Source organism: Chromobacterium sp. HL1, from assembly GCF_057418835.1.
Genome location: NZ_CP162399.1, coordinates 2601489 through 2613619 on the forward strand (window position 1 = coordinate 2601489; position 12131 = coordinate 2613619).

General features: G+C 48.4%; 13 protein-coding genes. 3 read left to right on the plus strand and 10 right to left on the minus strand.

The window, feature by feature from the left end:
• Window positions 1-44 precede the first annotated feature (44 nt).
• On the minus strand, window positions 45-1289 hold the full coding sequence (locus tag AB1Z25_RS11770; RefSeq protein ID WP_486637326.1) for a peroxidase, FMP-type: 1245 nt from the start codon (window positions 1287-1289) through the stop codon (window positions 45-47).
• 738 nt (window positions 1290-2027) lie between these two features.
• Between AB1Z25_RS11770 and AB1Z25_RS11775 the strand changes: the two genes are divergently transcribed.
• The 3 genes from AB1Z25_RS11775 to AB1Z25_RS11785 all read left to right on the plus strand — a co-directional run bounded on the left by AB1Z25_RS11775 (window position 2028) and on the right by AB1Z25_RS11785 (window position 6138).
• A complete protein-coding gene (locus AB1Z25_RS11775; RefSeq protein WP_486637327.1) occupies window positions 2028-2417 on the plus strand; it encodes a nucleotide pyrophosphohydrolase in 390 nt (129 codons plus the stop codon).
• Entirely contained in the window at window positions 2418-4298 is a 1881-nt protein-coding gene (locus AB1Z25_RS11780) for a DNA/RNA helicase domain-containing protein (protein ID WP_486637328.1), read from the plus strand.
• Between the two features lie 64 nt (window positions 4299-4362).
• The gene (locus AB1Z25_RS11785) at window positions 4363-6138 is read left to right on the plus strand and encodes a DNA/RNA helicase domain-containing protein (RefSeq protein ID WP_486637329.1); all 1776 of its coding nucleotides are present in this window, start codon (window positions 4363-4365) and stop codon (window positions 6136-6138) included.
• Window positions 6139-6263: 125 nt separating this feature from the next.
• Here AB1Z25_RS11785 and AB1Z25_RS11790 read toward each other — a convergent pair whose 3' ends face one another.
• The 9 genes from AB1Z25_RS11790 to AB1Z25_RS11830 form a co-directional block, all read right to left on the minus strand.
• A complete protein-coding gene (locus AB1Z25_RS11790) occupies window positions 6264-6920 on the minus strand; it encodes a hypothetical protein (RefSeq protein ID WP_253313594.1) in 657 nt (218 codons plus the stop codon).
• 112 nt (window positions 6921-7032) lie between these two features.
• The gene (locus AB1Z25_RS11795) at window positions 7033-7401 is read right to left on the minus strand and encodes a hypothetical protein (protein WP_253313593.1); all 369 of its coding nucleotides are present in this window, start codon (window positions 7399-7401) and stop codon (window positions 7033-7035) included.
• 197 nt (window positions 7402-7598) lie between these two features.
• The gene (locus tag AB1Z25_RS11800; RefSeq protein WP_486637330.1) at window positions 7599-8033 is read right to left on the minus strand and encodes a hypothetical protein; all 435 of its coding nucleotides are present in this window, start codon (window positions 8031-8033) and stop codon (window positions 7599-7601) included.
• A gap of 73 nt (window positions 8034-8106) precedes the next feature.
• The gene (locus AB1Z25_RS11805; protein WP_486637331.1) at window positions 8107-8568 is read right to left on the minus strand and encodes a hypothetical protein; all 462 of its coding nucleotides are present in this window, start codon (window positions 8566-8568) and stop codon (window positions 8107-8109) included.
• 59 nt (window positions 8569-8627) lie between these two features.
• Window positions 8628-9095, minus strand: a complete 468-nt coding sequence (locus tag AB1Z25_RS11810; protein ID WP_486637332.1) for a hypothetical protein — start codon at window positions 9093-9095, stop codon at window positions 8628-8630.
• Between the two features lie 56 nt (window positions 9096-9151).
• Window positions 9152-9610, minus strand: coding sequence for a hypothetical protein (locus AB1Z25_RS11815; RefSeq protein ID WP_486637333.1), 459 nt, complete (start codon window positions 9608-9610; stop codon window positions 9152-9154).
• A 100-nt stretch (window positions 9611-9710) separates the two neighbouring features.
• Window positions 9711-10178, minus strand: coding sequence for a hypothetical protein (locus AB1Z25_RS11820; protein ID WP_486637334.1), 468 nt, complete (start codon window positions 10176-10178; stop codon window positions 9711-9713).
• Window positions 10163-11011, minus strand: a complete 849-nt coding sequence (locus tag AB1Z25_RS11825; RefSeq protein WP_486637335.1) for a hypothetical protein — start codon at window positions 11009-11011, stop codon at window positions 10163-10165. The genes AB1Z25_RS11820 and AB1Z25_RS11825 overlap by 16 nt, the downstream gene beginning before the upstream one ends.
• A 3-nt stretch (window positions 11012-11014) precedes the next feature.
• Entirely contained in the window at window positions 11015-11584 is a 570-nt protein-coding gene (locus tag AB1Z25_RS11830) for a PAAR domain-containing protein (protein WP_227103467.1), read from the minus strand.
• Window positions 11585-12131: the final 547 nt, after the last annotated feature.

Sequence of the window (12131 nt, forward strand, 5' to 3'; positions counted from 1 at the left end):
ACACCGCTTCACTATTGCGAAGCGGTGTTTTCGTCCAAAGAGTCCTAGTAGTTTAAATGCGACCTACCAGTCGGTTTCTTTCTCAAAGTATTGACTTGGATATGCGGCCAGCGCGTCACTTGCCCGTTGGAGCCGAACATGAACTCAAAAAATAGCACTTGTTCATATTGAAGCTGCAACACCTCACAGCCGTCGCTGTCGATCACCGTTTGTATCCACAAGTTCAGATTCATCTCGGTAACATTGGCAAAGGTGCTCACAAAGGGGGTGTTTAGAATCCCACCTTGCGGCCCGCCATTGTGTTTGCTGCTGAGCTGAATCAACGTGTATTTTTTGATGCGCTGGTCTTTGATCACATCACGCAACCGCAAATCAGGGCGTACGGAATACGGGTAGTTTGGATCAGCGACAATCCGTTGGAAATAAGTCAGATTGCTGTCCGGCTGGGTGGCCGGCAATGACTTGTCAAACGCCCAAGCCGGCGCGGGTTCATCCAGATTAAGCGGCGCAGCCGGTGTGCCCTCCTGAACCGACAGCAGTGCGGCTGCGCCCATGCTGGGTGAAATGGCGAGCGGAGACCCAGTCAGGGGCACGGGGTTGGCAGCAACGGCAGCCGGCACCGTATTATTGTCTTGCGGCGGAGGAGTCGTTGGCCACGAGTTGCTAAAAGGCTGAGTCCAACAGTCGGTGCCGGTGGGATATTCCGGTTTGCCTGGAATGTCCGCCTGAAATCCGCCGGTGATCATCATTGCACTGCCATGGGGTATGGTCCCGCTACGCGCAATGGAATAAGGCGGCACGTAATTTGGTCCGTTGGCGCCGGCGCCAATGGCAATTCCAGGGAAACCGTTATCAGAAATGACGGATTCCTCAGTAGCCGCATGGTTGTACATCGGGTTCATCCACAAATACATGCCATCTTCTTCGTGAATGCCCACGCCGTCACTGACGCGCTGTATGCTTTGATTGTATTTCACCGCGCCCGCAAACTGCTCGTTGGTGCCGCCCCGATTCCGTACCCCACCATCCACCAGGGAGAACGTGAGTTCTTCGGTATAGTTTTCACAGAGGAAGTGGAATATGCCGAAAATGGTTTCAGAATTTGTCCCCGGAGACGGCATACAGGTGGTATGCAAGCCCCATCCCAGATTCGTCTTATCCGGATTGTAGTTAACCCATGTGCCTTCCAGCTGCTTCAGCACACCATAATCAGCCGGCTGATCCAGTACTTTATCCGAATATTCTGGATAGGGCGGAGCTGGCGTTTGAACCACATTGTTTTCAGGCATACACACCTCGCATGATCATTCATTTTGATAAAGGGCGGTGCAGCGAAAAGACAATAAAAGCCGTGTCAGCTTTACGGGACTTGCTATACAAATAAAAACACACCAATGAAAAGCTGGGTTTCTAGCAAAATTTGTATTTGCGTGGCTGAAATATTCTGCAAATCTCCAGCCCGGAAATGAACCAAATTCCACCATACAAAAATCCTAGCACTAGACATGACAATGTCAAGACAAATTCTATTGATTATTTTATTGTGAATAGAGAACGTCTAAGTTAGGCGAAATTTTCTGAGAAACCATCTTTGGAGAGAATGCGGTCATGGGGACGGTAGAACCGAAACCCAAGCACAGTGGAGGTGATATCGCCCTCCCGGGCGATTGCGGTACAGCCGCCGCCTTCCATCCGCACTTCGCTTTCGCCAAACTACAGTAGCCCACAAGCCGACACTTGCCTTTGAGGAACGCTTGCTGGAGCTAGAAATGAAGATCATGCAACTGGTGGAAGCAGATGCCCCTTTGCACGGGCCAACGCGCATCGGCGTATTAGGAAACGCAGCGCATAACAGCCTGACTCTCAAGCTATTGGCTCCCCCTCCACCAGAAACCCGGATTTTTCTACAGCACACGGGGCCGCCCAGGATTGCCCACAAGTGCCGCGTCAGTCCACAATAGAGAGTATTGCGCACAACCCCAGATACATATTCTGCAAGCGCAGCTATCCTCGCAGGAAGTAACACAATGACGAACCAAACCCTCCACAACGACAACACGCCTCTGGTTGAAACCTCCAGGCTGGCCACTGCACTCGAAACCTTTGCTGCCGAACGCGATTGGCATCAGTTCCACTCCCCCAAGAATCTGGTTATGGCTCTCTCTGGGGAGGTTGGGGAACTGATTGAAATCTTTCAGTGGATGAGCGAAGACGCCTCAAAGAGCGCAGGCAGTCACCCGGCCACGGCCGACAAGGTACGTGAGGAACTGGCAGACGTGTTGCTCTACCTTGTCCGCCTGGCTGATGTCTTGGGCGTTGACCTCAATGATGCGGCCAGCAAAAAGCTGCAGTTGAACACTCAGAAATACCCGGCCGACAAAGTCCGCGGCTCCAGCAAGAAATACAACGAGATCTGAATGCAAGCGTCCAGTTCAACCCATACCCTCATCTACCAGGCCGATAAGCAGAAATTCCTTCAGGATGCAGACCGCTATATCGAAGACCTGATCGAAATTCAGTATCAAGAGAAGACTGGCAAGAAAGTAAGCCCTAAAGAGAAGCAATCCTGGCAGAACTCGCTGCAGGAAATGGCTAAGATCTTGCGTGATGACAGCATCCCGGCCAGTGCGGGAGTGGGTATCGAACTATTCGCACCTCAGTCGATGAGCCGCATAGACTTTACTCTCACCGGTTATGACGAATACGGGAACAAGAAGGCAGTCATCATTGAGCTCAAGCAATGGAGCGGCATTGAGCAGACCGGCAAGGATGCCATCGTACGCACCATGCTGGGAGGCGGATTGAATGAGGCCATTCACCCCTCGTACCAGGCCTGGTCCTACGCCATGCTGTTTGAAAGCTTCAATGAGTCGGTTTCATCCGGCGACATCAAGGTGATACCGTGCGCCTTCCTTCACAATTACCCCGAAAACGACAACGCCATCCTGGATGCCCGATTCAAGGAGTACACCGAACAGGCGCCATTATTCCGTAAAGGGCTAGCCGAACGAGACAAGCTGCTTGCCTTTCTGCGCCAACACATCCAAAAGGGAGACCAACAGGCGGTGTTGCAGCAACTCATCAGCAGCCGAATTGGCGCATCCAAGGCGTTTGCTGACTCCCTGGCTCAGCTGATGAAAGGAAACACCGAGTTTGCCCTGATCAATGACCAAAAACTGGTTTATGAAAGCATCAAGGAAATTGCGCAGGCGGCAGCCCCGGGCAAACACAAAGTCATCATCATTGAAGGCGGCCCTGGCACCGGCAAAACCCTCATCGCCATCAATCTGCTGGTCAAGCTGCTGCAAACCGGCATAGCCATCAAGTATGTTTCCAAGAATGCCGCTCCTCGGCATGTCTACAAGGCCAAGCTAACTGGTACGGTTAAACAGACCCACTTTAACGGCTTGTTCACTGGCTCAGATAGCTTTCACGCCATGGAGCCGGATAGTTTTGATGTGTTGCTCGTTGACGAGTCCCATCGGCTGACAGAAAAAAGCGGCATGTTCAATAATCTGGGCGAGAACCAGATGAAGGAGTTGATCAACGCCGCCAAGTGCACGGTCTTCTTTATTGATGAAGACCAACGCGTTACCTTCCGCGACATTGGCTCCAGGGAGCAGATTCGTCACTGGGCGGCCATCAAGGAAGCGGAGATACACGAGTTCACCCTCAGCTCGCAGTTCCGTTGCAGCGGGTCAGATGGCTACATGGCATGGCTGGACAATGTTCTCGACATCCGCGAAACCGCCAATAATCTGCTGAACACCCAAAGTTACCACTTTAAGGTTTTTGATACGCCGGAAGCCATGCATGAGGCTGTCGAGAAAAAGAATGGAAAAAACAAGGCACGCGTTGTCGCAGGTTACTGTTGGCCATGGAACAGCAAGACGGATACCAGCCAGATGGACATCGTCATTGGTTCTCACTACCAGCGCCAATGGAATCTGGCCAGCAACAGCATGGTGTGGATTATTGCCCCAGACTCCATTGACCAAGTGGGCTGTATCCATACCTGCCAGGGTCTTGAGGTCGACTACATCGGCGTGATCATTGGCCCCGACCTCATCGTCCGCGATGGCCAGGTCATCACCGACGCCAGTCAGCGCTCCTCCATGGATCAAACCATCAAAGGCTACAAAACGCGTATCAAGAAAGATCCTGCGGGTACCAAAGCACTGGCAGACCGCATCATCAAGAATACTTATCGCACCTTGATGACGCGCGGCATGAAGGGTTGTTATCTCTACTGTTCGGATCCAGAAACTGCCGACTACTTCAGAAGCAAGTTACAGTAAGCCAACCCTTGCTTACAAAACAGCACGCGAAAACGCAAGCAACAGAAACCGCCGCCAACAGCACATGACCGCACTCGCCACACTGACCATTCAAGAATTCTGTGAAAAAGCCAAAAACCCAAGCTTTCCAGATGAACTTGAACAGCGTTATGCAGAAGTCTTTGAGCAGAGCCCGCTCAGCCCTCAAGAAAAGTCATCATGGACTCACTCCTTGCCGGCCCTGGCAGCCTTGCTGGAATCACAGCGGATCAACGGGCACATTTTGCTCGAATACCCCATGCCATTAGGCACTAGACGAGCAGATTGCGTGCTGATTGGCGCTGACGCGGATGACAACACGCATATCCTCATCATTGAGCTAAAGCAATGGTCTCAAGGCAGCATCAGCCTGAGTAAAAGCGATGAGCCACGCAGCCTGACGGTTCATGCTCAACCGCCTTACTCAACGGAGCACCCTTGTGACCAAGCGCAAGTTTACATGACCGCGCTTGAGCACATGCTTGATTTCGGCTCCCATCAGCCAGTCATGCATGCCATGGCTTATCTGCACAATTACAGGGAAGTTGAAGATGATCTGCTAAGGTCACACCCCTTTGCCTCCCATCTGCAGAATGCGTTGCTACTCACTCTTAACCAGGGACAAGAAGCCGCCGCGAGCGTGCTTGGGCAACTACAGCAGCCCAGTTCTCTTCTTCCCTTTTTGTGCAATCCGGTACTGCATTACTCCGATGCCTTTATCGCCAACTTCAGCGACAAACTCAATTGCAGCGCCCTATTTGAGCCCAGCGCCGAACAAGAACAGACATTCCGAAAAATTCTCAGCGTGTTGGATGATACAAAGCATCGAAGCTGCGTCGTCATTAAAGGGATAGTTGGCACCGGCAAAACGGTTCTGGCCATGATGCTTATTCGGCATCTCATGCAACAGCGGAAAAACCCAAAATACTATGTTATCTCCGCAGCCATCAAAGACTGCCTGCGCGCCCTGGATTTTAGCGCAGGCGGGCCTGCAAGCACCAAGTATTTAATCGTCGACGAGGCGCATCGTCTTAACGGCAAGTTTCTAGCCCAGCTCTTTAAAAATAAGCAACTCATCGTTTTTTTCATCGATGACAATCAATGGCTACAGCCCAACGAGAACTGCCGCAGCGCCGACCTCTCTGCTGCCGCCCAAAAAGAAGGCATGCAGCTCATCCAGCATACCCTCTCCGTACAATTGCGTTGCCGAGGGGCCGATAACTATATCGCTTGGGTTGATCGCTTTCTCAACCATGGCAAGCTCGACACCCTCAAGCCTGACACAGACTTTGAAGTTCAATTGGTAGACAATCCGCAACAAATGGAAAACCTGCTGCGCCAACGCGCACAGAGCAACACAAGCTGCCGCATGGTTGCCGGGTACTGTTGGGATTGGAGCACAATACATAGCCCGCCTGGCGAGGGCCACGATATTGAGATCGAAGATTGGACTGCGCGCTGGAATCAGTACTCGGCCTATGCCGACTGGAATCAGAGGCCTGGCTTTCACACTGAAGTTGGCGCAATCTATACCGTTCAAGGTTTTGAATATGACTATGTCGGAGTGATCATTGGACCAGATTTAATCCATACATCCAATGGCCTTAGAGTGCGCCCTAGTTATCAGAAATACAAACCATTGCAAGATTCGCTGGATAGACCAGAAATCTCAATACCGCAGAGGAAGCAAGAATTTGCCAAGGCTGTACGCAATATCTACTACGTATTGCTTACCCGCGCCAAGAAAGGCGTATTCATTTACGCAACAAACCCGGAATTAAGGAATACTCTGCAAAAATTAAAAACACTTGAACCAACCTAACTCAAAAAATACAGGATGGCGCATAAGACGGACGGCAGAGCGGGGAAATCGAAAACTGCACAGGTGCCTGATGATCGCCAGGACGATACGGCTGTCAGGCATCCCCACCCCAAACGTGGCCTCCATCAGTCAAGCAAAAACCTATACACATTCCCCTCCTCCACAAAGGAAGCGAAATGCTTGCCCGCCAAGGGCACAAATCGGCCGGACTTAATCGCGTACTCATTGAGTACCACCCCAGCCGGCTCATCCTTGCCACCCTGATAGCGATACTCAAGCTTGTCGAACCGTACTTGGCCGTTCAAAAACCTAAGGCCCTGACAGGATGCAAACAGGCTGGGTAGCTTCCATCCTTGAGGCTTGGATCTGCCCAAGCGCAACAGGTAGACCGACTTATGTCTCACCGCCGTACCCGAGGCCGATGCAGGCGTATTTTCCACGCATGCCCAGCCGGCGGCGAAATACGCCACAGCCCCTCTCCCCAAATCCCCTGCATTAACCACCTCGCCAGGGAAAGCCTTGATCGACTTGGCCAACCATGTCCTGCCATCCAGGATGATCTTACCCTCTTTCAGCTCTACCTTATGACGGCCACCCGCTGCCATGCCCTGCCAAACATATCGGATGTCTTGTTCCCCCTCCAGGCTGAAAGGTTCTAGCTCGATACCCGAAGACTGGAATAAGCGATTTGGCAGGCTGCGGTAATAGGTCTCATACCCATCAAACAGCTCAGCAGCTAGGGCCCATGTTGGCAGAAACAGTAAAACCGCAAAATGATTCATGCGCATATCATTGTAAGGTCAGCAGAAACAAGCCATTTTATCGCCGCTCTAGCCTGCAGAACTCGGCATTTTACACTTCAACAGAAGCTCCCGGCTTCACCAACAATCAAACCTAGCATTTTCTACTAGCAGCTCCCCAATCTCGTAGTGTAAGATACTTTTTAGGTCTCATAAAACCAAAGCACGACCTGTGTTTTAGCTCATTCAACGAATAACTTACCCGCCCCTCCTTCTGAACTGACAACTCATATCTTTTCCCGCTTTTATACTTATAAAAAATCAAGCCATTCCCTTGAAGATGATGCTCTTGAATAAACCCATTATCCTCAGGCGTTGCGCTCAAATTAATCCGATCGACAACGTGAAAATCCTCATCAAGCAGATAGAACAGATAATTTGTCCCCTCCCAAAAATCATTCTCAAGAACAACAAGAAATAAATGATCTATCTTATATTGAGCAAAAACAGTTTCATAATCCACCCTAACTCTTGTAGCATGACCATCAAACATCAAGTCAAAGCATTCGTCCACCTCCCTTAAGGGCTTCACTTTCTGCAAGTGAAACAAATTTATTGAATGTACCATCTAATAAAATCTCCCCACACTTGCCCCACTTACATTTGACAACCACTTTTCAAAAACAAGCCCCTACACCTCTGTTAAAAGCAAATATTTTCTCAATCTAAAAAATCAAAAAATGACCTCCCCTTAAAATCACTCAACGAATAAAAAACCTTTCCTTTACCATCTATCTTTAAAGAGTACTTCTTGGAGTTATCTGATCTTTTGAAAACAAACTCTCCCTCCGAAAAATGCTTATCAGTCATAAACCCATCAATCCCATAAGACTGAAATTGCTTCACACAATCCAAAGTCGAAAGACCTTTATCCAAAAGATAAAAAGCGTAGTTGACAATCTCAAAATGTTCATTCTTCAGCACGACAAAAAAACACCCATCCATTAATTTATATTGAACGACAATATCGTGATAGTAGATAGATTTGATACCAGTGCCCGCTCCTTCATACAAAAGTGTATACTCAACATCTCTTGATTCAGAAAGGTAGACATCACGTTTAGCTATGCTGAAAGCGCTTATTGCAACTGCCAATTTGCAAACTCCCCTAGCCTTTCATCTAGACAATCAATCGCCATTTTTATCAAGATTACAAGAACAGAAGGCATCATGCCTGCACTGACAGGGTTAAGAATTTCCGTGGCCTGATAAAATCAAGCAAAGCCCTATATTTGAAATCCCTTCCTGAATAACGAAATTCACCATCATCGCTAATCTTCAGCGCATATTTTTTATTATTCAGAGATCTCTCAAAGCAAAACACACCATCATTCAGTTGATAGCTCTGTATAAACCCCCTATCCAATTCAGACCAATCCAGACACAAGCAATCCAAGACATGAAGATTGGCATCAAGCAAATAAACAATATAATTTACAGCATCAAAACACTCATTTTCCAAAACAACAAAGAATCGCCCACTTTCACCTAAGCCATGCTGAATAAAGATAGTTTCACAATATGTTCTTACTCCTGTCCTATTGCCATCAAACAGTAGAAAGTAATAAGCACCCCCATCATTTGATGACCTCTCATCTTTTAGCAAGCTGAAGTTTATTATTTCAGACACCACCTTGCCCTCCTTTACACCTCACCCTACCACAACAATCGAAACCTTAAATAGCAGCACTACACTTCAGTTAGTGAAAAATATTTTTTCAGGCGAAGAAAATCAAAAAACGACCTACTCTTCAGGTCTCTTGTCGAATAAAAAAATCTTCCTACATGATCAATTTTCAAGACATATTTTTTCGCATTACCGGCTCTTTTGAAAGTAAACTCATCTCCATCAAGCCTATGGTAAACGATAAATCTCTCTTCACAATCATCAGAAGCAAATTGTCGCACACAGTCTAAAATCGAGAAATCATAACCCAAGAGATAAAACTGATAATTAGTATCCTCCCAGGAGTCATTTTCCAACACAACAAAATAGCGCCCCTCCTCCAACTGATATTGGGCAAAAACAGCATTATAGTAAATAGACCTGATACCGACATCTTCTCCTTCACACAAAAGCACATACTCCACCTCTCCAGACTTGGAGAGATGGGCATTACGTTCTTCTATACTGAAATGATTTATTGTTACTGCCAATTTGAAAGCACCTCCTCCCAGACGACCAACTGAGCCCTGATTAAAAGAAACTATGCCTACCCTGTCAGGGTTAAGAATTTTCGTGGCCTGATGAAGTCAAGCAGGGCCCTATATTTGAAATCCCCTCCTGAATAACGAAACTCACCACCATCGCTAATCTTCAGCGCATATTTTTTATTGTTCAGAGATCTCTCAAAGCAAAACACACCATCATTCAGCTGATAGCTCTGTATAAACCCCCTATCCAATTCAGACCAATCCAGACACAAGCAATCCAAGACATGAATATTGGCGTCAAACAAATAAACAATATAATTTACAGCATCAAAACACTCATTTTCCAAAATAACAAAAAATCGCCCACCTTCGCCTAAACGATGCTGGATAAAGACAGTTTCACAATATGTTCTTACTCCTGTCCTATCGCCATCAAACAGTAGAAAGTAATAAGCATTCCCATCATTTGATGTTTTCTCATCTTTAAGCAAGCTGAAGTTAGTTATTGTATATTGCACTTTGCATGCCACTCTAGTTCCTCATCTAAAGCTATCCACTACACATTTCAGCAAATAGTCTAGCAGCAGCAATTCCCACACAGTTGCACTCAAGACAAAATCACGACACTTCCATCAGCATCAAGTATTTTTTCAAACGAAGGAAATCAAAAAATGATCTACCCCTAAAGTCACTCATTGAATAAAAAAACCCACCTTTGCGGTCTATTTTCAAAACATACTTTTTGGAATTACCTGTTCTTTTGAAAGAAAATATTCCTTCTGAAAAATGCTTATCAGTCATAAATCCATCACACCCATAAGACTGAAATTGCTTCACACAATCCAAAGTCGAAAGACCTTTACCCAACAGATAAAAAGCATAGTTCACAATCTCAAAATGTTCATTCTTCAGCACGACAAAAAAACATCCGTCCATTAATTGATATTGAACGACAATATCGTGATAGTAGATAGATTTGATACCAGTGTCCGCTCCTTCATACAAAAGTGTATACTCAACATCTCTTGATTCAGAAAGGTAGACATCACGTTTAGCTATGCTGAAACCGTTTATTGCAGCTGCCAATTTGCAAACTCCTTCAATTCCTCATCTAGACTATCAACCACCGTTTCAGACAATGCTCCACCAGCAATACTACCCGCCAAAACTACCGCAATCGCACAAAATGGAGCACCTGGACCGCAAATAGTAGAAACCGCCAGTCCAGCAGCCGCTCCCCCTAGCACACCCCCACTAATGATAGCACCCTGCCTTACAGCTTCTTTCTTCTTGTTCTCTGCCTCTGCTATTGAATAAGTCGCTAGTGTTGCGGTCACTACCCAGCCCACCTTCCCCATAACTTTTAATTTCTTTGCGACTCCATCAAACCCATCATTTGTTCGAGCCGAAGAGTTAATAATCTTATAATAAATACTTGTTTTTTTCGAGCGAGTCAGTTTTTCAAAATCCTTACCATACATATCCTTGGCGTATTTATCTAGCAACTCCCTCTCACTCACCCCCTTGGGCTTATGCTTTTCCGCTAAGGCAACTCCTTGCCTTGAAGTCACCGCTCGGTGCTCCAGCATGATTTTGTTACGCATTTGGATGGAAAAGCTCATACCATCTTTTGCCGTTATGTTACCGGCACTCACTTCATCAAGCACTGCCTGTCCCATGCGGTGAATATTATTCTGATAAGAAATCCGTACATTCCCATCATTAATAGCATCCGTCGCAAAGCGCGCCGCAGCAGCTTCAAGAGCTTCAATGCTTTTCTTGAGAGGCGACTCCAGTTCATGCCGCAGATTAACCTGATAGTAACCTCGGTACTCGATCTTATATTCGGGGACGCTGGCCCCGCTGGTGGTGGAAGTGCCAGCACTGCGGCTTCTGCCATAGGTCACGGAATCAGTCATGTCTCAGCCCTCAATCAGATTAATGAATTGGTTAAAGAGGCATTCGCCATTATCTTCGTCATCCGGAATTTCCACATGGACACCCGCCACCTCGGCCATGGAGTCAATCCGCAAGCAGCTGGCCTGGTCAAACGTCATGTCTTTGGAACTGCCGTCGTTGAAGTTGATCGTGCAGGCCAAGCCTTGGTAGTTCTCCTGGGCGGGCAAAGCGAACTCGATCCAGTTCGGGCCTTGCGCCAGCATGGGCGCTCCCGCCGCAATCATCGCGCTCAGCGGCCCCGGCACCCTCTTGGCTGCGCCAGGGTCGGTATCTACCGTGGCTTGAGACTGGGAGGCAATCAGGACTGCGCCGCAGGAAGTGAGCATCCCTTCCACCGCCACATTCTTGCCCATGAAGATGACGTTTTGCGCCCCGGCCACGATGACGAACTCTGTCTTGCACTGCGGACAGTAGCCACGGTGGCCGATGCCGGATGCGTTCTTGCCATAGATATTGAAGTTGGGGAATGACTCCAGCACGGTGCCGCCATGTGAAGTGGTATCGCCCTCCCGGACGATTGCGCGCGCAGCCATAGTTTTCCTTTCCATTCAAGAAAGTAGCTTCCGGCACGCCACGGGCATTCTCGGCAATTATTCTTAAGATATCAACTAAACGAAGTCCCCTGCTCCGATTTGTCCATACGGAGGCAACCGAACCTAGCGGCTCCGCCGCTGTATAGGTTCGTCTGGCTGCGCCCTCGTGGTACCCGCAAGAAGGCCAAGCCTGACGGCTGCCGTAGTAGATCGCGGCCTTGCAACCTTGTCGCGCGCCTGGTCAAGCCTCTCCCGGCTGGCGCCAAAGTTGACCAGGAGGCCGCAATAACGCCTTTCCCTCCGCACTCCTCTGCCTATGCCTCGTCCATGGGATATGCCGGGCCGCCGGTCATCAAAGCATTGCGGGGCTTAGAGCGGCTAACAAAATCAGTTTCACATCTGAGGCAAGGCGCGCCGACGCAGGCAGTACTTGAGTACGGCAAGTCGGCGCAACGCAGCATCAGGAATTTGTTAGCCACTCTTAGGCCAGCGCTTGCTCACGCAACAGGAGCACAACACCTTGCCGCAGCTAACCACCCAAGCAAAG

What these genes read in the sequence shown, in the direction of transcription:
- AB1Z25_RS11770 (WP_486637326.1), bottom strand. Translation starts at nt 1,289, where the DNA reads ATGCCTGAAAACAATGTGGTTCAAACGCCAGCTCCGCCCTATCCAGAA.
- AB1Z25_RS11775 (WP_486637327.1), top strand. Translation starts at nt 2,028, where the DNA reads ATGACGAACCAAACCCTCCACAACGACAACACGCCTCTGGTTGAAACC.
- AB1Z25_RS11780 (WP_486637328.1), top strand. Translation starts at nt 2,418, where the DNA reads ATGCAAGCGTCCAGTTCAACCCATACCCTCATCTACCAGGCCGATAAG.
- AB1Z25_RS11785 (WP_486637329.1), top strand. Translation starts at nt 4,363, where the DNA reads ATGACCGCACTCGCCACACTGACCATTCAAGAATTCTGTGAAAAAGCC.
- AB1Z25_RS11790 (WP_253313594.1), bottom strand. Translation starts at nt 6,920, where the DNA reads ATGAATCATTTTGCGGTTTTACTGTTTCTGCCAACATGGGCCCTAGCT.
- AB1Z25_RS11825 (WP_486637335.1), bottom strand. Translation starts at nt 11,011, where the DNA reads ATGACTGATTCCGTGACCTATGGCAGAAGCCGCAGTGCTGGCACTTCC.
- AB1Z25_RS11830 (WP_227103467.1), bottom strand. Translation starts at nt 11,584, where the DNA reads ATGGCTGCGCGCGCAATCGTCCGGGAGGGCGATACCACTTCACATGGC.